General features: G+C 37.3%; 23 protein-coding genes, 1 riboswitch and 1 other annotated feature. Of the genes, 19 read left to right on the forward strand and 4 right to left on the reverse strand.

Annotated elements, in window-relative coordinates; translation table 11 throughout:
* Positions 1–32 precede the first annotated feature (32 nt).
* The 3 genes from ACIQZA_RS22590 to ACIQZA_RS22600 all read left to right on the forward strand — a co-directional run bounded on the left by ACIQZA_RS22590 (position 33) and on the right by ACIQZA_RS22600 (position 3,102).
* Positions 33–1,181, forward strand: coding sequence for a cysteine desulfurase family protein (locus tag ACIQZA_RS22590; protein ID WP_402883925.1), 1,149 nt, complete (start codon positions 33–35; stop codon positions 1,179–1,181).
* 54 nt (positions 1,182–1,235) lie between these two features.
* Positions 1,236–2,360 (forward strand): tRNA 2-thiouridine(34) synthase MnmA, encoded by a 1,125-nt coding sequence (gene mnmA / locus ACIQZA_RS22595; RefSeq protein ID WP_402883924.1) that lies wholly within the window; start codon positions 1,236–1,238, stop codon positions 2,358–2,360.
* Between the two features lie 82 nt (positions 2,361–2,442).
* The gene (locus ACIQZA_RS22600) at positions 2,443–3,102 is read left to right on the forward strand and encodes a tetratricopeptide repeat protein (protein WP_400933029.1); all 660 of its coding nucleotides are present in this window, start codon (positions 2,443–2,445) and stop codon (positions 3,100–3,102) included.
* Positions 3,103–3,148: 46 nt separating this feature from the next.
* Here ACIQZA_RS22600 and ACIQZA_RS22605 read toward each other — a convergent pair whose 3' ends face one another.
* The 3 genes from ACIQZA_RS22605 to hisA form a co-directional block, all read right to left on the reverse strand.
* Positions 3,149–3,892: a GTP pyrophosphokinase gene (locus tag ACIQZA_RS22605; protein WP_400933031.1), complete on the reverse strand. Its 744-nt coding sequence runs from the start codon at positions 3,890–3,892 to the stop codon at positions 3,149–3,151.
* Between the two features lie 170 nt (positions 3,893–4,062).
* A complete protein-coding gene (locus tag ACIQZA_RS22610; RefSeq protein ID WP_402883921.1) occupies positions 4,063–4,365 on the reverse strand; it encodes a hypothetical protein in 303 nt (100 codons plus the stop codon).
* The gene (gene hisA, locus ACIQZA_RS22615) at positions 4,341–5,108 is read right to left on the reverse strand and encodes a phosphoribosylformimino-5-aminoimidazole carboxamide ribotide isomerase (RefSeq protein ID WP_402883919.1); all 768 of its coding nucleotides are present in this window, start codon (positions 5,106–5,108) and stop codon (positions 4,341–4,343) included. Before hisA ends, ACIQZA_RS22610 begins: the two co-directional genes overlap by 25 nt.
* A gap of 512 nt (positions 5,109–5,620) precedes the next feature.
* Here hisA and recD2 point away from each other — a divergent pair.
* Together recD2 and ACIQZA_RS22625 are read left to right on the forward strand one after the other, a co-directional pair.
* On the forward strand, positions 5,621–8,041 hold the full coding sequence (gene recD2, locus ACIQZA_RS22620) for an SF1B family DNA helicase RecD2 (RefSeq protein ID WP_402883918.1): 2,421 nt from the start codon (positions 5,621–5,623) through the stop codon (positions 8,039–8,041).
* A gap of 181 nt (positions 8,042–8,222) precedes the next feature.
* A complete protein-coding gene (locus tag ACIQZA_RS22625) occupies positions 8,223–9,938 on the forward strand; it encodes a polysaccharide deacetylase family protein (protein WP_402883916.1) in 1,716 nt (571 codons plus the stop codon).
* A 152-nt stretch (positions 9,939–10,090) separates the two neighbouring features.
* Here ACIQZA_RS22625 and ACIQZA_RS22630 read toward each other — a convergent pair whose 3' ends face one another.
* Positions 10,091–10,279 carry a hypothetical protein gene (locus ACIQZA_RS22630; RefSeq protein ID WP_370075369.1) on the reverse strand — a complete coding sequence of 63 codons (189 nt, stop codon included), beginning with the start codon at positions 10,277–10,279 and terminating at the stop codon, positions 10,091–10,093.
* A gap of 343 nt (positions 10,280–10,622) precedes the next feature.
* Here ACIQZA_RS22630 and hpaB point away from each other — a divergent pair, with 343 nt between their 5' ends.
* The 14 genes from hpaB (at position 10,623) to ACIQZA_RS22700 (ending at position 24,428) form a co-directional block, all read left to right on the forward strand.
* Positions 10,623–12,059 carry a 4-hydroxyphenylacetate 3-monooxygenase, oxygenase component gene (hpaB, locus tag ACIQZA_RS22635; protein ID WP_400933042.1) on the forward strand — a complete coding sequence of 479 codons (1,437 nt, stop codon included), beginning with the start codon at positions 10,623–10,625 and terminating at the stop codon, positions 12,057–12,059.
* Positions 12,060–12,155: 96 nt separating this feature from the next.
* Positions 12,156–12,321, forward strand: a riboswitch (M-box (ykoK) riboswitch).
* Between the two features lie 285 nt (positions 12,322–12,606).
* The gene (locus ACIQZA_RS22640) at positions 12,607–13,572 is read left to right on the forward strand and encodes a magnesium transporter CorA family protein (protein WP_142508951.1); all 966 of its coding nucleotides are present in this window, start codon (positions 12,607–12,609) and stop codon (positions 13,570–13,572) included.
* Between the two features lie 70 nt (positions 13,573–13,642).
* Positions 13,643–13,857, forward strand: a binding site (T-box leader).
* 111 nt (positions 13,858–13,968) lie between these two features.
* A complete protein-coding gene (gene alaS, locus ACIQZA_RS22645) occupies positions 13,969–16,629 on the forward strand; it encodes an alanine--tRNA ligase (protein WP_400933046.1) in 2,661 nt (886 codons plus the stop codon).
* A gap of 86 nt (positions 16,630–16,715) precedes the next feature.
* Positions 16,716–16,982: an IreB family regulatory phosphoprotein gene (locus ACIQZA_RS22650; protein WP_004226839.1), complete on the forward strand. Its 267-nt coding sequence runs from the start codon at positions 16,716–16,718 to the stop codon at positions 16,980–16,982.
* A 2-nt stretch (positions 16,983–16,984) separates the two neighbouring features.
* Positions 16,985–17,401: a Holliday junction resolvase RuvX gene (gene ruvX / locus ACIQZA_RS22655; protein ID WP_142508949.1), complete on the forward strand. Its 417-nt coding sequence runs from the start codon at positions 16,985–16,987 to the stop codon at positions 17,399–17,401.
* Positions 17,402–17,420: 19 nt separating this feature from the next.
* Positions 17,421–17,729: a DUF1292 domain-containing protein gene (locus tag ACIQZA_RS22660; protein ID WP_132356923.1), complete on the forward strand. Its 309-nt coding sequence runs from the start codon at positions 17,421–17,423 to the stop codon at positions 17,727–17,729.
* A gap of 166 nt (positions 17,730–17,895) precedes the next feature.
* Positions 17,896–18,423, forward strand: a complete 528-nt coding sequence (locus tag ACIQZA_RS22665; protein ID WP_142508948.1) for a DUF1292 domain-containing protein — start codon at positions 17,896–17,898, stop codon at positions 18,421–18,423.
* Between the two features lie 282 nt (positions 18,424–18,705).
* Complete coding sequence (locus ACIQZA_RS22670; protein ID WP_402883914.1) at positions 18,706–19,515, forward strand: MetQ/NlpA family ABC transporter substrate-binding protein; 810 nt, start codon at positions 18,706–18,708, stop codon at positions 19,513–19,515.
* 236 nt (positions 19,516–19,751) lie between these two features.
* Entirely contained in the window at positions 19,752–20,831 is a 1,080-nt protein-coding gene (locus ACIQZA_RS22675) for a methionine ABC transporter ATP-binding protein (protein ID WP_402883912.1), read from the forward strand.
* A complete protein-coding gene (locus ACIQZA_RS22680; RefSeq protein ID WP_400933056.1) occupies positions 20,773–21,426 on the forward strand; it encodes a methionine ABC transporter permease in 654 nt (217 codons plus the stop codon). The genes ACIQZA_RS22675 and ACIQZA_RS22680 overlap by 59 nt, the downstream gene beginning before the upstream one ends.
* A gap of 15 nt (positions 21,427–21,441) precedes the next feature.
* A complete protein-coding gene (locus ACIQZA_RS22685) occupies positions 21,442–22,278 on the forward strand; it encodes a MetQ/NlpA family ABC transporter substrate-binding protein (protein ID WP_402883911.1) in 837 nt (278 codons plus the stop codon).
* Positions 22,279–22,366: 88 nt separating this feature from the next.
* Positions 22,367–23,710 (forward strand): LLM class flavin-dependent oxidoreductase, encoded by a 1,344-nt coding sequence (locus tag ACIQZA_RS22690; protein ID WP_400933061.1) that lies wholly within the window; start codon positions 22,367–22,369, stop codon positions 23,708–23,710.
* The gene (locus ACIQZA_RS22695; RefSeq protein WP_400933063.1) at positions 23,710–23,895 is read left to right on the forward strand and encodes a hypothetical protein; all 186 of its coding nucleotides are present in this window, start codon (positions 23,710–23,712) and stop codon (positions 23,893–23,895) included. Before ACIQZA_RS22690 ends, ACIQZA_RS22695 begins: the two co-directional genes overlap by 1 nt.
* 266 nt (positions 23,896–24,161) lie before the next feature.
* Positions 24,162–24,428 carry an acyl-CoA dehydrogenase family protein gene (locus ACIQZA_RS22700; protein WP_400933183.1) on the forward strand — a complete coding sequence of 89 codons (267 nt, stop codon included), beginning with the start codon at positions 24,162–24,164 and terminating at the stop codon, positions 24,426–24,428.
* Positions 24,429–24,705 lie beyond the last annotated feature (277 nt).

Here is a 24,705-nt window from a genome sequence, read left to right on the forward strand (position 1 = left end):
TTTAGCGCTTTTCGTACAAAGGAGTTTTCAACATGAATTCATATATTTATCTTGATCATGCAGCTTCATCACCAATGAATGACAAAGTAATAGACGCTATGACTACAGCAATGCAACAGGTTTATGGGAATGCATCAAGTATTCATGGGATAGGTCGAGAGGCACGTAAATATTTAGATAATGCACGTGAAATACTTGCCCAATCAATTGGTGCTCAGCCTGGAGAAATTATTATAACAAGTGGCGGAACAGAGGCGGATAATACGGCTATTTTTGGTACTGTTTATGCACGGGCTGCTGAAGGGAAGCATATCATTACCACACAAATTGAACATCACGCGGTGTTACATACTTGTGAAAAGCTTGAGCGAGATGGCTTTGATGTGACATATTTGCCGGTTGATGGGAATGGCCGTGTTTCTGTAGAAGATGTGCGAAATGCATTGCGAGAGGATACAATTTTAGTAACGATTATGTACGGCAATAATGAAGTTGGTACGATTCAACCGATTGCTGAAATTGGTGACTTGTTACGTAAACATAAGGCTATTTTTCATACAGATGCCGTTCAGGCATATGGTTTAGAGTCAATTAATGTTGCTGATCTCCATGTTGATTTACTAAGTGTTTCAGCTCATAAGATTAATGGTCCTAAAGGTATTGGTTTCCTATACCAAAAAGCTGGGACACCATACACTAGTTATGCATTTGGGGGAGCACACGAGAAAAAACGTCGTGCAGGTACTGAAAATGTGCCTGCAGTGATTGGTTTTGCGACTGCAGTGCAAATTGCAAATGAGTTGCGAGAAGAAAAGCGCGCACTATACAATCGCTTTAAGCAAATTTTGCTGGATGTTTTCACGAAAGAGAATCTAGCATTTCATATGAATGGAGATTTAGGTAATACGCTCCCACACGTTTTAAATGTAAGTTTTTCTGGTATGGAAGTAGAGTCATTCTTAGTAAATCTTGATATGGCGGGTATTTGCGTATCGAGTGGTTCTGCGTGTACTGCTGGTTCCATTGACCCATCACACGTTTTAGTTGCGATGTTTGGACAAGGGACAGAGGAATTACGTAACTCAATCCGCTTTAGCTTCGGTCAAGGTTTAACAGAAGATGATGTACAACATGCCGCAGAAAAAACAGCAGCGATTGTAAAAAGATTAGCCAAAAAATAATTTATTAAAATTATACATTTAATGGAATTTGAATAAAAGAAAAGGTGACCAATTATGAAAGAAACACGTGACCCCTCACAAATTCGTGTTGTAGTCGGCATGTCGGGTGGGGTAGATTCTTCGGTTGCTGCATATTTGTTAAAACAACAAGGATATGAAGTAATCGGGATATTTATGAAAAACTGGGATGATACAGACGAAAATGGCGTTTGTACAGCTACAGAAGACTATGACGATGTTATTAAAGTATGTAATCAAATCGGGATTCCATACTATGCAGTGAATTTTGAAAAACAATATTGGGATAAGGTTTTCACATACTTTTTAGAAGAGTATAAAGCAGGACGCACGCCAAATCCTGATGTAATGTGTAATAAGGAAATTAAATTTAAAGCGTTTTTAGAGCATGCGATGAATCTGGGAGCTGATTATTTAGCGACAGGTCACTATGCTCGAGTTGATCGTAGTGGTGAAGGCAAAGTTAAAATGCTTCGAGGCATTGATAATAATAAAGATCAAACGTATTTCTTAAACCAATTATCGCAGGAACAATTATCGCATGTAATGTTCCCAATTGGACATATTGAGAAAAAAGAAGTCCGTAAAATTGCGGAGGAAGCTGGGTTAGCTACAGCGAAGAAAAAAGATTCAACAGGAATTTGCTTTATTGGAGAGCGTAATTTCAAAGAATTTTTAAGTCAATATTTACCGGCGCAACCTGGTAAGATGGAGACAATGGATGGTGTCGTAATGGGCCAGCATGATGGATTAATGTACTATACGCTTGGTCAACGTCATGGTCTTGGAATTGGTGGCGACGGTGAACCTTGGTTCGTGTTAGGGAAAGATTTGGAGCGCAATGTGTTACTAGTTGGTCAAGGCTTCAATAATGATTCGCTATTTTCAACTTCACTGACTGCTGTGAAAATGAGCTATAGTTCGACAAAAAAATTGCCCGGGAAATTTTCATGCACAGCAAAATTCCGTTATCGTCAAACAGACACACCAGTAGAAGTGGAAATTTTAGAGGACGGACGTACACATATTACGTTTGCTGAGCCAGTACGTGCGATTACACCTGGACAAGCTGTGGTACTATACGACGGTGAAGAATGTTTAGGTGGCGGTACAATCGACGAAGTATTTAAAAATAATGAAAAACTAACATATGTAGGTTAATTTGCAAAAAGATTGCTTATACTCTTTCCTAAAGCGTATAGAGTTTAGGCAGTCTTTCGCTACATAGAGATGAGGAATAACAATGGATTTTAACGAGCAGGGCATTCAAGCGTTTCAAGAAAAGCGCTACGAGGATGCTGCACAACTTTTTACACAAGCGATTGAAGCAGAGCCTGAAAACCCAATTGGTTATGTGAACTTCGGAAATCTTTTAGCGGTCTTAGAGGATACTGAACGTGCAGAACGTTTTTTTCAAAAAGCAATTACAGTTGATGAAACGGCAGCAACTGCTTATTATGGTTTAGCAAATTTATATTATAATGCGGAACGATATGCAGAAGCAGCAAAGCTTTATGAGCAAGCACTAAAACATAAAATTGAAGGCGCAGATGTGTATTATATGATGGGCAAATGTTTTGAGCGAATGGAAAATCCGAAGCTTGCACTGCCATACTTACAACGAGCTTCAGAGCTTGCACCAGAAGACACACAAATTCGTCTAGCATATGCCATCGTGCTATGTGCGCTAGAAATGTTCGAAGAAGGTAAAAAGGAATTAGACTATTTGATCGAACAGGATTGGAATAACGCAGATGCACATTATAATTTAGGTGTACTATATGCGGTATCTACTGAGCAAACAGAAGATGCTATGTACCACCTAAAACAAGCCTTTACATTACAGCCAGAATACGACCAAGCACGTTATATTTATGATATGATTGCTCAGCGATTTAACTAAAATAATTTGAAAGGATGCCGAAACTAGTTCAGCATCCTTATTTATTTTAGTCTTCGTCATCTTCTGAAAGATCATCAAATGGTAGTTGATATATATATTGTGCTAAATGTGCAATTGGAGTAGTTTCTAAAATTGATGATTCTGTGTCGTTCGCTTTTAGAATATTGATTTCTTTATTAAGTCGCTCCATTTTTCGATCCAACTCAGCTACTTGAATAGCAGCCTCCTTCAATTCAAAACGGATATGTTCAGGTACTTCCTTGTTGTATTTGTAATAGATTTTATGTTCAAGGCTGGCCCAAAAGTCCATTGCAATTGTACGAATTTGAATTTCGACATATACCTTTTCCATACGATCGGACATAAAAATAGGGATTTTTATAATAAGATGCAAGCTTTGATAGCCATTTCCCTTTGGATAGGCAATATAATCCTTTACATCCACAACTTCTATATCATTTTGTGCCTGTAGCATTGCACTCACTTTATATATGTCTTCTACAAAGGAGCAAGTGATTCGAACACCTGCAATATCACGAATATCTTCTCGAATCACTTCAATAGATGGCTCAAGGTTCTTTTTCTTGACCTTCAATAATATGCTTTTCGGTGATTTTACGCGAGTTGATAAATGCTCTATCGGGTTATATTCATGAATTAGCTTAAACTCTTCTTGTAAAATAGTTATTTTCGTCTCAATTTCCTGCAAGGCAAATTTATAGACTAAAAAGAAGCGTGTTAATTCTGTTTGTAAAGTTTGTAAAGTGGTTGCTTCAAGTTCATTTTTCATACTTCATAAAATCCTTTCTTTTAGTAGTAACTAAATTATTTAATATTCAATATTAGCTTAACAAAAATAGTTACTAAATAGAAATAAGGGCTCCGAATCTATGTATAATATTCTTGATTCATAAATTTACTTTGTAAAAACAAAAAAGGGGTATCTAGTCCCCTTAGTAATTAAACGACAATTTCAGCATTTAAGTTGTATTGTTTATTAAATTCAAATATTTTTAAATCGATATAAATACCAACATAAGGCTCTGTTTCTTGATTACATAAGAAGTCGCTTGTTGTTTTTATAGATGTTGAAAACGCAAGTAGCATTTGTTCATCATCTAGTTGTCTATGCAACGAAAGAGAATTATCCTTTGTAGTTACCTTGAAATTTTTACCCTCTATAATGCGTTCTAAATTTGTTTCTTGAAAAGGAAAAACATAATCCTTATATATTAACTTCACAATAACTCGCCTTTTTTGCAATAATTCACCACATCTGAATAAGGTAAATCTCCACCAAAAATTGAAAGAGCGCTACCGATTGTCACATGAAGTCTACCATTTGCGATATTTTCAAATTTTTTTAAGTCGTCCAAAGAACGAACCCCACCAGCATATGTTGTTGGAATTGTTGTCCAAGTGGCTAAATCATGCACTAAGCTTTCTTGCATACCGCCTTTTTTTCCTTCCACATCAACAGCGTGAATAAGTAGTTCATCACAGAAATTTTCGATAAATGCAATAGACTCGGCATTTACTTCAAAGTCACTAAACTTTGTCCATTTATCAGTAACAACAAACCATTTTCCATCGCGCAGACGGCAGCTTAAATCGATGACAAGATGTTGTTTACCAACAATCTGTACTAATTGCTTTAGTCGATCTAAATGAAGCTTACCATCATAGAAAATAAATGATGTGACAATAACATGGGTAGCTCCCGCATCAATATACTTATTTGCATTTTCCGTGGTGATGCCGCCACCAACCTGCAACCCTTGAGGATATGCTGCTAATGCTGCTAATGCAGCTTCTTCGTTTCCATCACCTAGCATAATGATGTGACCACCTGTTAATTGATCTTTAGCAAACATTTTTGCATAATAACTAGAGTCATGATTTGAAATAAAGTTCTCGATAACTTCTTGATCTTTATGACCTAGTGTGCTACCAACAATTTGTTTTACTTTGCCATCGTGTAAATCAATGCAAGGTCTAAATTCCAATAGTTTCACAATCCTTCCGTGCGACAAATTCACCTATATCATAGCATGGAAAGGATGATGAAAACCGTGAAATGTTTTTTATCAATACAAATTTAACTTCTTTCAGCAAATGTTTTATGTAGCGACAGCTACAAATGTTTTATGTAACGAAAGCAAAATGTCAGCTAAGAGAAGTCTCCCACCTCTATAAGTGGTGAAACAAGGGTTTTAATCCCTTTACAGCGGGTATTGAAACATCGCTGAAATAGAGGAATGCATGCTTAGAGCTTCACATCCTGTGAAAACGCCAGAATGACCAACATCTTGCCGCTGCCGCTTCGCTTTCGCGCAATAAACATTTGTTGTTTGTTGACCTAAAGCGAAGCGGATGTCACGAAATTATACCTAGGCATAATTGATTAAAATGGATTAATATTGATTGAAATTTATTGAATTCTCTTTTTAAACGATTTTTCACGTTATGGTGTGGTAAAATAATATGGTTGAAATGAACACGAAAGGACGAACCGAGAATGGCAGAAAACCTGGATTTATTTGAACTAAATAAATTTTTTATACTCGGACGCCCAATCGTCTCTATCTTCCATAATGCACAAAATATGTATTCGATTGTTCGTGTGAAAATTCAAGAGACCAACTTACAGTATGAAGATAAGGAAATAATAGTTGTTGGATATTTTCCGCCGTTACAGATGGATGAACAATATCGTTTTACTGGTTTATTGAAACAACATCCAAAATATGGTGTGCAATTTCAAATTGAGACATTTACAAAGGAAGTACCAGCAACAGAGCAGGGCATTATTCATTACTTATCGAGTGATTTGTTTGTTGGAATCGGAAAAAAAACTGCTGAAACAATCGTAGAGAAATTAGGAGCAAATGCGTTACGTCTTATTTTAGAGGACCCAAATGCTCTTGATGCTGTGCCTCGTTTATCTGCTGAAAAAAAAGAGGTTATCCATCGTACCATTGAACAAAATCTAGGCTTAGAACGAGTGATGATCCAACTTAATGAATGGGGTTTCGGACCACAGCTCGGCATGAAAATTTACCAAACATATCGAACAGAGGCCGTTGAATTATTAACTGAAAATCCATATCGCCTGATTGAAGATGTAGAAGGTGTTGGTTTCTTTCGTGCCGACGAGCTAGGTGCAAAATTAGGAATTACTGGCAATCATCCAGACCGTATTAAGGCGGCGATTTTACATACTCTAAATACAGCAGCTTTATCGGATGGGCATGTGTATTTAGATGCAGAAAATGTTTTACCACTAGTAAAAGATATGCTTGAGCAAAGCCAACGAGAGGAAATTCCCTTTGAAATCATTTCTAAAGCTTGCATCGAATTGCGCGAGGAAAGTAAAATTTGCGGGGAAGAAACAAGACTATATTTACCATCTCTATATTTCTCAGAAGTAGGAATTGCATCAAAAATATTAGCTTTAATCGAACGTAACAATAAGGCTGAACATTTTAGTAAGGACGAAATACGTAAAGCGATTGGTGAAACAGAAGAATTTCTTAATGTCACATATGCTGAAACGCAAGCGAATGCGATTGAACAAGCACTAAATTCCGCCGTTATGATTTTAACTGGTGGACCTGGGACAGGTAAAACAACTGTTGTTCGGGGTGTGGTAGAAGTGTATGCAAAGCTACATGGATTATCATTGAACCCGAAGGAATATGCACAAAAAGAAGAACCTTTTCCGATTATTTTATGTGCTCCAACAGGACGTGCAGCCAAGCGTCTATCGGAATCGACAGAACTTCCAGCAATGACAATTCATCGGTTGCTAGGCTTTACAGGTCAGGAAAAAGAGGAAGAAACTGAGCGTGAGGTAACAGGAAAACTCATTATTGTAGACGAAATGTCGATGGTCGATACTTGGCTCGCGCATCAACTATTAAAATCCTTGCATGAGGATGTACAAGTCGTTTTTGTAGGAGATCAAGATCAGCTTCCACCAGTAGGACCAGGACAAGTGTTAAAGGATTTGTTGGCATCCGGGCAAATACCTACTGTGGAATTGACAGATGTTTATCGACAAGCAGAGGGCTCAACGATTATTGAGCTTGCTCATCAAATTAAACGTGGTAATATCACAAATGACCTAACATTAAAAACGTCTGACCGTTCATTTATTAAAGCCTCCCCAGATCAGGTAGCAAGCGTTGTCACTCAGGTTGTGAAAAGTGCGGTTGTGAAAGGTCAAGAAATCCGTAATATCCAAGTGTTAGCACCTATGTACAAAGGTCCAGCAGGAATAGACAATTTAAATAAAATGATTCAAGAACTTATTAATCCAAACGATACTGGTACTAGAAAAGAGCTCGTTTTTGGTGATGTCACATATCGCATAAAGGACAAAGTTTTACAGCTTGTCAATCAACCAGAAAGCAATGTTTTTAATGGTGATATGGGTGAGGTAATTAGTATTATTAAGGCAAAGGAAACAATTGAGAAACAAGATTTGCTTGTTGTGTCATTCGACGGTATTGAAGTAACTTATCAACGAAGTGATCTCAATCAATTGACACTTGCCTACTGTTGTTCTATTCATAAATCGCAAGGCTCTGAGTTCCAAACAGTTATTATGCCGGTTGTACGAGGTTATTCTAAAATGCTGCGTCGTAATTTGTTATATACAGGTATTACGCGTGCTAAAAATTTCTTAATTTTATGTGGCGAGCCGGATGTGCTAGCAGATGGCTTACAGCGTACGGATGATTTACAGCGCTTTACGTCTCTCCGTGCAAGACTCAATCCAATGGAAATTGTAGAGGTAGAAACGATTCCATTAAACGAAGATTTACAACAAGAAAAACAATCCATTGATTTCAAACTAACGGTAGAAACAGAACCATATATCCATCCATTGATTGGAATGGAGGGTGTCTCGCCGTATGATTATTTAGATAAATGAGTTAATATCATAAATTTAATCCCTTTAGCACCAAGAGTTCTGAAACAATAGATTGGGCACCTCCTCAATAAGATCTTGGAAAATATGATTTATGAAATTAATACCAATAAACTTTTATTGGTTGGAAAATCGTCTAATGATTGCAGTAAAAGATAATTAAAAATTTTTTGAGGTGAATAAATTGAAACGCTTATTATTATTGCTTCTATTCATGATGCTATTACCTTTTGCAGAAAAAGCATATGCAAAAAATACTGTCATCCAAATGAATGAGGAAGCAACTGTCTTTGATAATCGTTCAGGCTCACTAGTTCAGGTGGGGACATTATCTGCAGGACAAACTTTTGAAGTAACAAAAGATTATGGAGCCAATTGGTGGCAAATTCGTTGGGGTGGTTATTATGGTTATGTTGAAAAACGTTATACAACCGTTGTTCCAGCAACAACTTATAAAAACACAGTCCCAACTGTTGCTAAAATAACGGATTATATTGTCGCAACAAAGGTTGCACCGATTTACGATAATACTGGCAGTAAACTTGTTCAATTTGCTACATTGTCAGAGGGAGTTCGCTTCCCTATATTTAGCGGAATGGGTAATTGGTATGGAATTGCTGTGAACGGACGCTTAGGCTACGTACATAGTAATTTTGTAGTGAAAGAAAAAGGTCAAAATTCAACAAATACAAATACAAATACAAATACAAATACAAATACCACAAAGCCTGTTGAAAAACCAACTACAACTCCTCCTATTAAACAAAATGGCTATATAGAGGCGTTAGAAAACGTAATGCTATATGATTTCCGCCGTGAAGAAGAGATGGCTATTGCTACGTTAATAAAAGGGCAACAGCTAGAAGTTGTAGATTCAATGGACCCAATATATGTTCAAGTTCGTTGGGGGAAATCATATGTTTATGCCGAAAAATCAAAGGTGAAATTTTTAAATACTCCTTCATATAAAAATGTTGGTAAGGACAATGACATGAAAAATGAGTATTTCATCCCTACTTCTGCAAACAGTGAGATTTATGATAATAAAACAAAAGCGATGCAGCCATTTGCTAAACTAGATACAAATCGCCGTTATCCGATATTGCGGAAAGAAGGGGCTTGGTACGTAACAGTACTTGGCGGCCGTGAAGGATATATCCATAGCTCTAAAGTAGCGATTGATCGTGGCGTTCCAGTAATGATGTATCATCATGTATTAAAAGAGCATGAGCTTGGGCGTTTCAAAAATTTAAGTACTACGGTAACAGATGTTCAATTTACAAAAGAAATGCAGTATTTAAAAAGTAAAAACTACGAAACCATTACTGTAGATGAATTATGGCGTTTTATGCGCAATGAAATTACACTGCCTGCCTATTCAATTGTTTTGACTTTTGATGATGGCCTATTGTCGACACGTGAATATGCGTATCCTGTACTTAAAAACAATGGCTTTAAAGCTACACAATTTTTAATTACGTCCCGTAATGAAAGTGCGAAAGATGGGCAAATTTTTAATTATAATGATTTACAGCCCCTTTCACGTCAAGATATAACAAATATGCAAGATGTTTTTGCGTTTGATTCACACACTTACAATTTACATGTTTTAGAAGGGAATAAAGGCAAAATGCTTCTAACCCCTTATCGTGAGGTTGTTCAGGATTTACAGCGTAGTATAGCAATTATTCCGAATGCTAAGGCTTTTGCTTATCCGTTTGGGCAATATAATGCGAATATCATTAATGCGGTAAAGGAAGCTGGATTCACAATGGCATTTTCAACGAAGCATGGCTATAACAATCCGTACGATGATGTCTATCAAATTAAACGCTTATCTAGTAATCAACAAACAACAAATGCGCAATTCCAAAAAATGGTTCTCCCATACGCGCAGTAAAATTTATAAAACCCGATCAATTCTGAATTGATCGGGTTTTTTGTGCGATTTTTTAACTTCTTCCAGCGGGTGTCCAAACATCTGCTGCTGACGCTTCGCTTTCGCGCAAAAAACATCTGCTGCTGCCGCTATGCTTTCGCGTGGCAATTGATTTAGTGAATACCAACTAAATGATGTTTAACGACTTCATATGCTTGGCAAACATTTTTAAATTGATCTTTTTCTTTGGCAATCATATCTGAAGCAATAGAAAATAAAAGATTTTCTTCATTATGATCCTCCATTTTATTCATTAAAGCAGCTTCCATTTCCGCAACATATGAGACGATTTGTTTATTCATATATATTCTCCTTTTATAAAAAGATGTTTTTGTTTTGGTTACGAAGCTATCTTACACCTACATATACAAAAAATCTAGCGAATCTGTACTAGTTGAAAAGGACTTTTTTGTGAATGTGTCGCAAAATTGAACTCGTTTAAAAAGTGCTAATTGAAATCGGTTTTATCTAAAGTAACTGAAAATCGTGCAATAATTGCAGACTTTTAACTGTATTTAAAAAGTAATACAGTATAGAGAAACTGAGGGTTTGCTATAATACAGTTGCCGTAATTGGAACCTAATATTAGGGAAATTCATATACTAATCAAGTATAAAAACATTTGTAACGTTTAGGGGTGACTGCATGCCAGTAATTACAGGAAAACAATATATTGACCGTATTGACGCTTTACAAACTTATATTTCGATTGATGGGAAAGTTGTCACAGGGAAGGTGTCTGAGCATCCAGCGTTTAAGGGAGTAATGCAGAGTCAGGCAAGGCTTTTTGATTTACAAAATGAAGAGGCATTGTTTGAAAAGATGACATATGTTTCACCAACAAGTAATAAGCGTGTAGGTATGTCTTTCCTTCAAGCGGTCACAGTCGATGATCTCGTGAAAAGACGTAATGCAATACGAGAGTGGGCATTATGCAATAATGGCCTTATGGGGAGAAGCCCGGATTACATGAATACGACATTAATGGCGCTAGCATCAGTAGCAGAATATTTGAAAGATAAGCCAAATTGCTTCCCGCAGCATTTGTTAAAATTTTATGAGTATGCTCGTGAGAACGATTTGACGATGACACATACATTTATCGAGCCACAAGTAAACCGTCAAAAATTTTATTTTGAAGATGAAGATGTAACAATTGCTGCTAAAATTGTAGATAAAACGAGCGAGGGATTAGTAATTAAAGGTGCGAGATTACTAGCGACACAGGGAGGAATTACAGATGAACTCCTTGTCATATCAACAAATGGTTTTGATGAAGGAAAAGGCTTTGCTTTCTCAATCCCAAGTAATACAAAAGGTTTAAAGTTTTTATGTAGGCAATCATTTGTCGGAGGGGAATCGGTTTTTGATTATCCATTAAGTAGTCGTTACGAGGAAATGGATGCAATCGTTGTGTTTGATAATGTTGTAGTGCCGTGGGAACGCGTCTTTTATTATGAGAATGTGGAAGTTGCCAATAATTTTTTGAACGTAAGTGGTTTTCAAACATATGGTTTACATCAAGTTCTGACACGTCAAATTGCTAAAACAGAATTTGTCTTAGGTGTTGTACAGTCAATTGTAAATACGATAAATATTGGCGGATATCAACATGTGCAGCAAAAGGTCGTGGATATCATCGTGACATTAGAAACGATGAAGGCCTTACTGATAAAGTCTGAAGTAGAAGCAAAAAGAGATGAATTTGGTTTTATAAGACCTGATCTTCCAACAGTACAAGTAGCTATTCAGATGTTCCCTAAAGTATATCCGACCTTTACAGAAATTATCCAGTTACTTGGCGCAAGCGGATTAATGTCCATTCCAAGTGAAAAAGCATTTACTGCGGATGACGGCGACCTTGAGCATTATTTACAGTCTTTTCAGGATGGTGGAAAGGAGCGCGTCAAAAAATTCCGCCTAGCTTGGGATTTAACGATGAGCAGCTTTGGTACAAGACAAACACTATATGAGCGCTTTTTCTTTGGGGACTCAGTTCGTTTAGCCAGCGCACTTTATAATTCTTATAATAGAGAAGAATTCGTTAATCGGGTAGAAAACTTTTTGAAAAATAATCATTAATTTTAGTGGGCAACTGTTTAAAGATTTTTAAAATTCGATGTTCCGTTTGACAGTTGTCACACTATGCATTATGATTTACAGGAACTATAAAAATAACAATCCCTTCGTTAGGTGAGGCTCCTATGCTGGAGATACGCTACTGCCCAAAAATGTCGAGAGACGCCAATGGGTCAACAGAAATCATCGAAATAAGGTGTTTTTTAACGTAGCTGGTGTAATCCCTATGCCGCATAGTGCTAAAACTCAACGTTTGAAGGAAGAAAGCAGAGTAGTTTTTTAACTATGCTGTTCTTTGATACGTGTATTCAACACGCCTTCATTCGTTGAAGGTGTGTTTTTGTTATTTAAGGAAGGTGATGAGAAATGGATAGTGGCCCTGAACCGAATACGAAAATGTTAGGTAGTAGTGAAGAATTAAGGATTGTCGATTTCTTATCGCCAAAAACGAATGGGTATTGATGAGAAACGCTTCTAAAACAAGCTAAATTATAATCAATAACGTCACCTATTTGTTTTCCTTAAATAATTAAACATGAGGTGAAGAACAATGATAAAAATCCATTATTTTAAAAAAGGAAATAGCGCAGTACAACATAATTTTGAGATTAAAGAATTTAATCATAACCTCCATGCTGAGGATTTGTTATGGGTTGATTTATATGCATACAATTACAACGACTTGAATGATATAGCTGAAATATTTGGTTTTCATCCATTAGCAGTTGAGGACTGTCTTAATGAAGGTTCACGTCCTAAAATGGATAATTATGGGGAATATAAATTTTTTGTTTTCCATGCACCAATTTATAATGAAAAAAGCAGCAATGAAATAACAACAGTAGAGTTAAACATTTTTATGGGTCCTAACTATGTTGTAACGGTTCATAAACAAAAACTTAAATGGCTAGGTCATATTGAGAATGTGTGTTTAAATAGTACAAAGTATTTAGATAAGGGTACCGATTTTCTATTGCATACTATTATCGATGGCATTACGGATGAATACTTCCCAGTTTTAGAGCGAATTAGAGCACGGATTGATGAGCTAGAAGAAGAAATATATGATTATGAACCAAAAGAAGTTACGGAAGAATTCCTTGCACTAAAAAGAACTATTATTTTAATTCGACAAGCAATTATGCCCCAAAAAAGAATTTTTTCAAATAGTAATGGACAGTGGAAATTTGAAATTCGTGAGGAAAATATACCTTTCTATAAAGATTTAAATGATCATCTAGAACGAATTGTAGAATCAACAGAAACTTATAGAGATTTAGTAAACAGTACTTTGGATACGTATTTTTCTATTATAAGTGGTAAATCAATAGAAAAGCTCAATTTATTAACGGTCATTTCAACTATTATGTTACCTTTATCAGTCATTACAAGCTTTTTCGGAATGAATGTTCCGTTACCATATCAAGATTCTCCAATAGCGACAATCATAATTACTGTGTTTCTAGTCGTTTTTACTTGGGGAATGTGGGCTTATTTTAAAAAAATGATTGCTTAGTTATGATTAGCAATTATAGTGCCAATTGACAGAAGAACATATTTTTTTTATAATTCTCGTTAGAAAATAGTAAAATACGATGATGGAAAAAGTACGTATTTGTGCGTGTAAAAGAAAGGGATTTCTTGGCTGAAAAAATCCTCACAATAGCAAATACCGAAAGCTACTCCAGAGTGCAGTTAATCCCTGCCGTTCACTTACGTTACAAGTGCTAAAGAGGTAAGTATACTTTTACTTACAACTAGGGTGGTACCGCGAGACAAATCACAAGTCCTCGTCCCTTTTTTGGGATGTGGGCTTTTTTATGTTTATCTGCGTGAAAGCTTACGCCAAGGCAAAATTGATTTGCGGATTCATTTCGTGATTTTACAAAACATATAGGGAGGAACTTTTCAAATGAAAGCAGTAGAAATTCGTCGCATGTATTTAGAATTCTTTAAAGAAAAAAGTCATCATCATGAACCATCAGCACCACTTGTGCCAATCAATGACCCATCATTACTTTGGATTAACTCAGGTGTCGCAACACTTAAACCATATTTCGATGGTCGTATCATTCCTGAAAATCCACGTATTACAAATGCACAAAAATCAATTCGTACAAATGATATTGAAAACGTAGGTAAAACGGCTCGACATCATACATTTTTCGAAATGCTAGGTAACTTCTCAATTGGGGATTACTTCAAAAAAGAAGCTATTCATTTCGCCTGGGAATTTTTAACGGACAAAAAATGGATGGGCTTTGACCCAGAGCTTTTATCTATTACGATCCATCCTGAAGATCAAGAGGCGTATGACGTTTGGCATAACGAAATTGGTATTCCTGAAGAGCGTTTAATCCGACTTGAGGGGAACTTCTGGGATATTGGTGAAGGTCCATCTGGTCCTAACTCAGAAATTTTTTATGACCGTGGGGAAGAATACGGTTCAGATGAAAATGATCCAGAAATGTACCCAGGTGGTGAAAATGAACGTTATCTTGAAATTTGGAACTTAGTGTTCTCTCAATTCAACCATAATCCTGATGGTACGTATACACCACTTCCAAAACAAAATATTGATACTGGTATGGGGCTAGAGCGTATCGTATCAGTTGTTCAAAATGTTCCAACGAACTTTGATACTGATTTATTCATGCCGATTATTGAAAAAATTGAGCAGTTAGCGAATCGCAAATACAAACGTCCAGGTGAAGTAGCACTAAGTGAAATCTTCGGTTCGGAAGAGGATATTAATACACCATTTAAAGTTATCGCTGACCATATCCGTACAGTGGCGTTTGCCATTGGTGATGGTGCTCTTCCTTCAAATGAAGGTCGTGGTTATGTATTACGCCGTTTACTACGTCGTGCAGTGCGCTATGCAAAACAAATCGGCATTGAAAAGCCATTTATGTTTGAATTAGTACCGACTGTTGGTGAAATTATGAATGATTTCTACCCAGAAGTAACGGAAAAATGTGAGTTTATCCAACGTGTTATTAAAAATGAAGAAATTCGCTTCCATGAAACATTAGACGGTGGTCTTGCTATCTTTAACGAAGTAGTAGAAGCTCAAAAAGCAGCTGGCCATGACTATATTCCAGGTGCAGATGCATTCCGATTATATGATACTTATGGTTTCCCAATCGAATTAACAGAAGAGTATGCAGAAGAAGTAGACATGAAGGTAGATCATGAAGGCTTTGAAGCAGCAATGGAAGAACAACGTGAACGCGCACGTGCAGCTCGTCAAGATGTGGATTCTATGCAAGTACAAAACGAAGTGTTAGCAAACTTGACGGTTGCGAGTGAATTTGTTGGTTATGATACATTAACGACAAATACAGAAATTGCAGCGATCATTGTCAACGGGCAAGTGTCAAAGGTAGCATCTGAAGGGCAAGAAGCATTAGTTATTTTAGCTAAAACACCATTCTATGCTGAAATGGGTGGTCAAATAGCGGATAGCGGTGTTATTTCTAATGATAACTTTACTGCTATTGTAAAAGATGTACAAAAAGCTCCAAATGGTCAGCCGCTTCATACTGTACTTGTAGAATCTGGCGAAATGCAAGTTGAAGATGCAGTGAAAGCAGTAGTTAGCCGTGAAGAACGTAATTTAATTATTAAAAACCATACAGCAACACATATTATGCAACGTGCGCTAAAAGATGTACTGGGCGACCATGTTAGCCAAGCAGGATCATATGTAGGACCTGATCGCTTACGCTTTGACTTTTCTCACTTCGGACAAGTGACAAAAGAGGAATTACAACAAATTGAACGTATTGTAAATGAAAAAGTGTGGGATGATATAGAGGTTGTTATTGAAGAAAAAGGCATCGATGAAGCGAAAGCTATGGGAGCAATGGCGCTATTCGGTGAGAAATATGGCGATATCGTTCGCGTTGTTTCAATTGGTGACTACTCTATTGAGCTTTGCGGTGGTATTCACGTAAAACGTTCTTCTGAAATTGGTTTCTTCAAAATTGTTTCAGAAGGTGGTATCGGTGCAGGTACACGTCGTATCGAGGCTGTGACAGGTAAAGTTGCTTATGAAGCAGTAAAAGAGGAAGAAGCTCTATTAAACGATGCTGCAGCATTATTAAAAGCAAATTCAAAAGATATTGTGACAAAAGTACAAGCGTTACAAGCTGACTACAAAGATTTACAACGTGAAAATGAGGCATTATCACAAAAAATCGCGAATGCACAAGCAGGCGCAATTGTGGATGCAGCGCAAACTTTTGGGGATGTAACTGTCTTATCTACTAAAGTTGAGGCGAAGGACAATAATCAACTTCGTCAAATGATGGACGACTTGAAAGCAAAAATGCCTAAAGCTGTTATCGTTCTTGGTGCTGTCGATGGCGAAAAAGTTATGCTATGTGCTGGTGTAACAAAAGATTTAGTTGGTGGTAATTACCACGCAGGAAATATCGTAAAAATGGTAGCTGAAGCATGTGGTGGTAAAGGTGGCGGTCGTCCAGATATGGCGATGGCAGGTGCGAAAGAAGGGTCAAAACTTGATGAAGCACTACTTTCTGTGTATGATTATGTTAAATCCATTTAATTAATCCGCCAAAACATGTTATAATAAAGAGAAATTGGAGATGAGCTTTTGCACATCTCCTTATTTCTGAAAGCGAGGTGCTGGTCATGAGTTCATTTGATCAAACTATGAAATTTAATTTTCCAGAAGAATCAATGGAACAGGAAGTCAAGCAGGTAATGTTGAAAGTACATTCTTCATTAGAGGAAAAGGGATATAACCCTATCAATCAGATTGTCGGTTATTTACTTTCTGGTGATCCGGCGTATATTCCTCGCCATCAGGATGCTCGTAATTTAATTCGCAAGCTTGAGCGTGACGAAATTCTAGAAGAGCTTGTTAAGTTTTATATTAAAAAGAACAACGAGGACTAGAAATGAGAATTATGGGATTAGACGTTGGGTCAAAAACCGTTGGCGTTGCTGTTAGTGATGCTTTAGGGTGGACGGCCCAAGGTATTGAAACCGTAAAAATTGATGAAGCTAACGGCGAGTTCGGCATTGATCGTATAGCCGAGTTAGTAAAGGAGTATGCTATAACAGAATTTGTAGTAGGATACCCGAAAAACATGAATAATACGGTGGGACCTCGTGGTGAGGCTTCTGAAAACTATAAAAAGCTTTTAGAAGAAACATTTTCACTACCGGTCAAGCTTTGGGATGAGCGTTTAACGACGATGGCTGCAGAGCGTATGCTAATCGAAGCAGATGTGAGTCGCAAAAAGCGTAAGCAAGTCATTGATAAAATGGCTGCTGTGATGATTTTACAAGGCTACTTAGATAGCAAAAATTAATTGATGAGGTGACAACTACATGGCACACGAGCATAACCATGAAGAAGAATTACACGTACAACACATTACAGTGATTGACGAGAACGGAAATGAACAGCTTTGTGAAGTAATCCACGTACATGAATCAGCTGAATTTGGCAAATCATACGTATTTTACTCTATGGTAGGCGCAGAGGAAGATGAGGATGGCTCTGTAGAAATCTTCGTATCTTCATTCGTTCCATCTGAAAATGGTGAAGATGGTGAATTAACACCAATCGAAACTGAAGCAGAGTGGGATATGGTAGAAGACGTATTAAACGCTTTAGAGGATGAAGACGAAGAATAATCATCGTTCTTTATAAGTGTGGAACAAGGATGGCACCAAGCACTCCTTGTTCCTTTTTTACTTTAGGAAGAATGAAGCTATGAGGTTGTAAGACGAGTTGGTGAGAATTATATCTTTTTAAGAACTCGCTTCAAAATTTGAACCATAGTTAAAAGGAGGACATTGAATGAACGAGGAAACGCAAGAATTTCTAATAGTAGGGGAAAATGGTAAGGAGCAAAAGTGTCGTGTTGTCTTCACCTTCGATGCAGATGAAAAATCATATGTATTGTTTTCGTTAATCGACGAAAATGGTAATGAAATTCCTGGAGACATTTCTGCTATGACATTTGATTATGATGATAACAATGGAGAAATGACAAATTTACAGCCTGTAGAAACAGATGCAGAATGGGAAATGATTAATGAGGTAGTCCTGACACTTCTAGACGAATTCGAAGAAGAGCCGCAACTATTTACAATAACAGATGAGGATGGGGCAGATCAGGTCTGTGAGGTTATTCATACATTTTCATCAGAACAATTTGGTAAATCCTACGTACTTTATGTTCTAGCAACGGACGAGCCAATAGAGGAAAGAGATATTTTTGCTTCACAATATGTATCTGGAAATGACGGAACGATTGATGAATTATTACCGATTGAAACAGATGAAGAATGGGCATTTGTTGAAGATGTATTAAATGAATTATAATTAGAACTCTCCGAGTGGTAAAATACTGCTCGGAGTTTTTTTTATGACAAAGCTTGAAGAGTATTAATAAAGAATTTCTATCTCGTATGTAAAAATATTCTATCTGGAAACCGAATTCGTGTAACTTCGAGCTAATTTAGTTGTTCTTGTAGATAAAACGGAAATTTCTACTTTTTGTATTATCTGAATTTTTAAATATTAAGCATTGACCAATTACGAGTAAACAGATAAGATTTGTTTTAAATTAAAACAAGTCAATTAATTCGAAAAGGGGGAAATCGAATGAGGACAATATGGGGACTACTAGTTGGTGTATTCATAATAGGCTTGCTGGTAGGTTGCACAAACAAAGGAGAAGCGAGCAAAGATGAAACAGTAACGTTAAAGGTGGGGGCAGCCAATGTGCCACATGCGGAAGTACTAGAGTATTTAGCAAAGGATCTTGAGAAAGATGGTGTGAAATTAGACATTACCATTTTAAAAGATGCTGTTCAAACAAATCAGCAAACGGCAGATGGTGAACTACATTTTAACTTTTTTCAACACATTCCATTTTTAGAACAAACGAATAAAGAAAGCCATTTAGATTTAGTGAGTGTAAAAGGAATTCATATTGAACCATTTGGTGTGTACGCCAAAAAAATTAAAAATATTAATGAATTACCGCAAAACGCAAAGGTTTCCGTCCCAAATGATGTCGTCAATTTCTCTCGAGCTTTACTACTATTTAAAAATAATGGACTAATTGAATTAGATAAAACAAAGGAAAACGATTATACAGTTGAGGATATTACAAAAAATGAAAAAAATATTCAATTTATCGGTGTTGAATCTCAGTTACTGACCCGTTCATTAGATGATGTAGACGCATCGGCTATTAATACGAACTACGCCTTAGAAGGGGGCTATAATCCTATGAAGGATGCTCTTATTATAGAAGGTCCTGAATCGCCATATGTCAATATTATTGCGACGACAAAAGAAAAACAAAATGATCCAGCGATTCAAAAAGTCGTTAAACGGCTAACAAGCGAAAAGGCGCGTACCTTTTTTGAAGATCAGTATAAGGGGGCTGTCGTCCCAGCATTTTAACTTTTTTCAGCAATTGAAAACGGCAGTTACCATTTTTTTTCGTAGAGAAAGCGAAGCGTCAGCTACATCCCTGAAATAGAGGAACTCGGTCTAAGAACGCCACGTCCTGTGGCAATTTATCTACAAAAACATTTGTTGGCCTAAAGCTCCGGCGGATGTCACGGAATTATGTCGAGGCATATTTGATCTTAAAGTCGAGAGTAGTCTAAATGAAATGCTTAGGAGGTAGACGTGAAATGATTGAATTTATCGAAATGACAAAGGAATTTCAGGTAGGAACAACCGTTGTAACGGCATTAAATAACATTAATTTAACGATTCAAAAGGGTGATGTTTTTGGTGTTATAGGCTTTAGCGGTGCTGGCAAAAGTACATTAATACGGACAGTAAATTTATTGGAGGAACCAACATTTGGTCGCGTTTTTGTGAATGGCAAAGAGCTGACAACATTAAGCAAAAAGCAGCTGCGCGAGGAAAAGAAAAATATCGGTATGATTTTCCAACATTTCAATCTTCTTCGCTCAAAAACTGTCTTTGAAAATGTTGCGATGCCTTTAGTATTAAGTGGCGTAAAAAAATCAAACATTGAAGGTCAAGTAAGGGAGGTTTTGTCGTTTGTCGGTTTACAGGACAAAGCCGAACGCTATATCGATGAGCTGTCAGGTGGACAAAAGCAGAGAGTGGGCATTGCTCGTGCACTTGTCACAAAGCCAGCGATACTATTGTGTGATGAGGCGACCTCTGCTCTTGACCCGCAAACGACTAAATCTATATTAGAGCTACTAAAGCGAGTAAATATTGAGTATGGTATTACCATTTTAATGATTACGCATGAGATGGAAGTCATAAGGGATATTTGCAATCGTGTAGCTGTTATGGAAAACGGAAGAGTTATTGAAACAGGCAATGTACTTGAAATTTTTTCTGCACCGCAAGAGGAGACGACTAAAAACTTTGTACAATCGGTAGTTCGAGATGACATTCCACAATCTGTCTACGAGCAATTAAAAACGATAGATCAATCAAAAAAGATTTATAACCTGAAATTTATAGGTGTAGACGTTAGGCAACCAGTTATCTCACAAGTAGCGAAAAAATTTGATGTCGATGTCAATGTACTGTTTGGCAATATTACAGAGCTACAAGGGATTCCCTTTGGTAATTTAATCGTTGAGCTAGTTGGCTCAGACAAAGAAATAGAAAAGGCACATCAATTTATTCAAACGAAAGATATTCAAATAGAGGAGGTTGTTGCACATGAAGGTGAGCTCGCAAATCATTATCGACGCAGTGCTAGATACGCTGTACATGGTTAGTATTTCGTTATTTTTTGGAGCTGTTTTGGGCTTTATTTTAGGGATAACTTTAGTTGTGACGAGAAAAGGGCATATTCTTGAAAATAAAATAATCTTCTCAATCATCAATCCAATCGTCAACACCCTGCGCTCCATTCCGTTCATTATTTTGCTAGTTGCTATCATTCCATTTACACGCTTGCTCGTTGGCACAGCAATAGGAACAACAGCTGCTATTGTACCGCTTGTCTTGCATATTGGCCCATATATATCAAGATTAATAGAAAATTCATTACTGGAAGTAGATGAAGGCATTCTTGAAGCAGCGAAGGCAATGGGTGCCTCTCCGCTTCAAATTATTCAAAAGTTTTTGCTACCTGAAGCCTTCCCCTCTTTAATATTAAGTGTTACGACTGCAACAATTGGGCTTATTGGAGCTACTGCAATGGCAGGGGCAGTTGGGGGCGGTGGCCTTGGTGATGTAGCCATTACTTACGGCTATCAACGCTTTGACAATGTAACGATTTTAGTAACAGTGGTGATTTTAGTAGTACTAGTACAAATCATTCAAAGTATAGGAAATAGTCTTGAGAAAAAATTACGCAGAGTGTCATAAAAGGAGAAATTTAAGATGAGGAAACTAAATTATATATTAGGATTAATGGCATTACTGTTCCTACTAGTTGCTTGTGCAAAAGCAAATGAAAAAGAGACTGTGAAGGTTGGTATCCGTAGCTCGGAATTGGAAACATGGGAGTATATAAAAGAACAGGCTGCTAAGGAAGATATTAGCCTCGACTTAGTGACATTCTCAGCACAATATGACCCGAACCAAGCATTGGCGGAGGGAGAGGTTGATATCAATGCGTTTCAGCATGTCGCTTACTTAAATTTATTTAATACGAATAACAAAACAGATTTGCAGGCAATTGGCACAACAATTATGGCTCCGATAGGCTTATACTCAAAAAAATATAAAACCTTGGATGAGATGAAAGAGGGAGCGAAAATTGCTGTACCAAAAGATCCTTCTAACTGGGGTAGAGCTTTATTGCTGTTACAAGAATACGGGTTGTTGACGGTTACTGATAGTTTTGATGGCAATGGTGGAGAGGATCGGATTAAGGACAATCCGAAAAAATTAAACATTTTACCGGTAGATGGTGCGACTACACCGAGGGTTATGGAGGATGCCGATTTTGCGGTCATTAATAATGGGATTGCTGTTGAAGCAGGCTTACTATTGAAAGATGCCATTATTCATGAGAATGAAACGGCGAAGCCATTTCTTAATGTCATCGTGGCAAGGCCTGGAGATAAGGACAACAAAACATTGAAAAAAATTGTTGACATCTATCAGCGTGAAGAAACAGCGAATTTCATTAAAGATATTTCTAATGGAAATTATATTCCTGTAAAAATGCCATTAGATGAATTAGCTACATGGAAAGAGTTTTATCTTCATTGATCAACAATAAATTGGCTCAATGCCTCCTAACGTACTGTTAATCTATGTGAAGGCAAAGCGACAGAGAAATTTAGGGAGATGAGAGAAAATGACTAAGAAAAAGGAGTTAAAGCTTGCGTTATATTTAATTGGGGCAGGAATGCATGTGGCAGCTTGGAAACATCCGTCTGCAAAAGTTAATGCAAGCATCGATATTAATGCATTGCAAAAGGCGGCGCAAATTGCTGAAAAGGGCAAGTTTGATATTGCCTTTGTTGCGGATAGTTTAGCGATCAATCATGAATCACATCCACATATTTTAAATCGCTTTGATCCTCTTATACAGATTACAGCTTTGGCAGCTGCGACAACCAAAATTGGGCTTGGGGCAACTGCATCAACCACATATAGTGAGCCATATGTGTTAGCAAGGCAACTAATGTCCGTTGATCATATTAGTAATGGTAGAGTCGGTTGGAATCTAGTAACAACAGCAGATGCCACAGGAGAGACGGCTTTAAACTTCAGCCGTGACAAGCATTGGGAGCATGATCATCGCTATGAACGTGCGGAGGAATTTACCGATGTAGTGCAGTCATTATGGGATTCATGGGAGGATGATGCTTTTGTCTACGACCGTGATAATAATATTTTTTATGATCGCAATAAAGTACATGAGACAGCTTTTAAAGGCAAATATTTATCAGTAAAAGGTCCTTTGAATATAGCACGTTCCGTTCAGGGTCAGCCTGTTATAGTGCAGGCTGGTGCTTCAAAACCAGGGCAAACATTAGCAGCACGAACAGCGGAGGTCGTTTTTGTTCATTGGAACGATATTGAAAAGTCCAAGGAGCATTATCGCCACTTAAAGGCACAGCTTGCTCCATTTGGGCGCACCGATGAGGAGTTACTTATGTTTCAGGGGATATCGCCAATTGTGGGTGATACGGAGGAAGAGGCCATCCGTAAGTATAATGAATTACAGGCGTTGATTGACCCATATGAGAGCTTGAAATTTGTTTCGGGTTATATGGGAAATGTTGATTTCACAAAGTACTCGTTAGATACACCTGCAATCGAAGTGGATTTTCCTAAGGTCAATAGTATTCAAAGTCATTTCTATGAGCATTTAGAGATTATCAAAAAAGAAAATTTAAAAGTCGGTGAATTATATGCACGCCTTTTTGGTCCTGCGAAGCGCGATGCTTTTGTAGGGACACCAACGCAAATTGCCGATGAGATGGAACGTTGGCTTACAGAAGAAGCGGCAGATGGCTTTATGCTACAGTTTCCGTTATTGCCACGTGATTTGGAGGATTTTGTGAACAAGGTTGTGCCAATTTTACAAGAGCGTGGTATTTATCGTAAAGAATATACAGGCTCCACACTTAGGGAACATTTAGGGCTGAAAAAACCACAAAATAGATTTACTAAAAGCAAGGTGACTCATTGATGAGTGATGTTTATATTCGAAATGAACGTGAGCAGCAATTAGTTCAAAATGCGCTTAAATTGGCACAACAAATTGACAAGACAGCTGGTAAATATGATGAGAGTAGGGAGCTTCCGTTTGAGCATTTTAACATCTTAGAGGGTGCGGGCTATTTTAAATTAACGGTGACGAAAAAATGGCGGTGAGGAAATTTCCCTTTATGAAATGTTATTAGTACAGGAACAATTAGCAAAAGGATATGCTTCTACCGCTTTGTCTGTAGGGTGGCACTTATTAACTTTTTTAAATGTTCGTGGGGCGAAGAGGTAGCCTGAGCCGATATTTGCGGAATTGTGCCATAAAGCAGTTAAAGAAGGTTCTCTCTTAAATATTATAAATAGCGGGCGAGGGAGGGGTAAAGGATTATGCAATAGATTTTGCTAAAAATACCTATTCATACAGCCTAAATACAATCGCTCACGCAAGCCATGTCCAACAAAAAATGGGTGAAATAGAAGTGCTTTATCACACAGCACGGCGAACATTATATAGTATTGCAGCGCAAGTAGAACAAAATCCTGCGATTAAGAATCACCTTTCTGAAGATGTAAGTATTGCAAAGTATGTTATTTGTAACAATGCGATTGACATCGTAACAAAAGCAATGCAAGTTGTTGGGGGACGAAGCCTATCTAAAGCTAGTAAATTTACAGCGATTTTTTCGAGACGTTCAATGTAGTCGTTTTAATCCTCCAGCTGATGATGTGGTTATTGCACAGCTTGCAAATGGTTTATTAGTCGATGTCAAACAAGAAGCTTTTCAATTTTAGGTATCACTTTAACCTCATTCAGCAATTATTTTCTGTAGCGATGAAGAGAATATTATTGAATCTGCTAATGATATAGTTAGCAGATTTTTGCTGTGCGCCCGGCATGCGCAACAACTTGGTGGTGAAAGTCCACTACAGGCTTGGCAGTAGGAACTGTTAGCGAAAGACAAGGGTGTCCATGGTGAC

This window comes from Lysinibacillus sp. NPDC096382, assembly GCF_044762845.1.
In the GTDB taxonomy this organism is placed as follows: Bacteria; Bacillota; Bacilli; order Bacillales_A; family Planococcaceae; genus Lysinibacillus.

What these genes read in the sequence shown, in the direction of transcription:
- ACIQZA_RS22590 (WP_402883925.1), top strand. Translation starts at nt 33, where the DNA reads ATGAATTCATATATTTATCTTGATCATGCAGCTTCATCACCAATGAAT.
- mnmA (WP_402883924.1), top strand. Translation starts at nt 1,236, where the DNA reads ATGAAAGAAACACGTGACCCCTCACAAATTCGTGTTGTAGTCGGCATG.
- ACIQZA_RS22600 (WP_400933029.1), top strand. Translation starts at nt 2,443, where the DNA reads ATGGATTTTAACGAGCAGGGCATTCAAGCGTTTCAAGAAAAGCGCTAC.
- ACIQZA_RS22605 (WP_400933031.1), bottom strand. Translation starts at nt 3,892, where the DNA reads ATGAAAAATGAACTTGAAGCAACCACTTTACAAACTTTACAAACAGAA.
- recD2 (WP_402883918.1), top strand. Translation starts at nt 5,621, where the DNA reads ATGGCAGAAAACCTGGATTTATTTGAACTAAATAAATTTTTTATACTC.
- ACIQZA_RS22630 (WP_370075369.1), bottom strand. Translation starts at nt 10,279, where the DNA reads ATGAATAAACAAATCGTCTCATATGTTGCGGAAATGGAAGCTGCTTTA.
- hpaB (WP_400933042.1), top strand. Translation starts at nt 10,623, where the DNA reads ATGCCAGTAATTACAGGAAAACAATATATTGACCGTATTGACGCTTTA.
- ACIQZA_RS22640 (WP_142508951.1), top strand. Translation starts at nt 12,607, where the DNA reads ATGATAAAAATCCATTATTTTAAAAAAGGAAATAGCGCAGTACAACAT.
- alaS (WP_400933046.1), top strand. Translation starts at nt 13,969, where the DNA reads ATGAAAGCAGTAGAAATTCGTCGCATGTATTTAGAATTCTTTAAAGAA.
- ACIQZA_RS22650 (WP_004226839.1), top strand. Translation starts at nt 16,716, where the DNA reads ATGAGTTCATTTGATCAAACTATGAAATTTAATTTTCCAGAAGAATCA.
- ruvX (WP_142508949.1), top strand. Translation starts at nt 16,985, where the DNA reads ATGAGAATTATGGGATTAGACGTTGGGTCAAAAACCGTTGGCGTTGCT.
- ACIQZA_RS22660 (WP_132356923.1), top strand. Translation starts at nt 17,421, where the DNA reads ATGGCACACGAGCATAACCATGAAGAAGAATTACACGTACAACACATT.
- ACIQZA_RS22665 (WP_142508948.1), top strand. Translation starts at nt 17,896, where the DNA reads ATGAACGAGGAAACGCAAGAATTTCTAATAGTAGGGGAAAATGGTAAG.
- ACIQZA_RS22670 (WP_402883914.1), top strand. Translation starts at nt 18,706, where the DNA reads ATGAGGACAATATGGGGACTACTAGTTGGTGTATTCATAATAGGCTTG.
- ACIQZA_RS22675 (WP_402883912.1), top strand. Translation starts at nt 19,752, where the DNA reads ATGATTGAATTTATCGAAATGACAAAGGAATTTCAGGTAGGAACAACC.
- ACIQZA_RS22680 (WP_400933056.1), top strand. Translation starts at nt 20,773, where the DNA reads ATGAAGGTGAGCTCGCAAATCATTATCGACGCAGTGCTAGATACGCTG.
- ACIQZA_RS22685 (WP_402883911.1), top strand. Translation starts at nt 21,442, where the DNA reads ATGAGGAAACTAAATTATATATTAGGATTAATGGCATTACTGTTCCTA.
- ACIQZA_RS22690 (WP_400933061.1), top strand. Translation starts at nt 22,367, where the DNA reads ATGACTAAGAAAAAGGAGTTAAAGCTTGCGTTATATTTAATTGGGGCA.
- ACIQZA_RS22695 (WP_400933063.1), top strand. Translation starts at nt 23,710, where the DNA reads ATGAGTGATGTTTATATTCGAAATGAACGTGAGCAGCAATTAGTTCAA.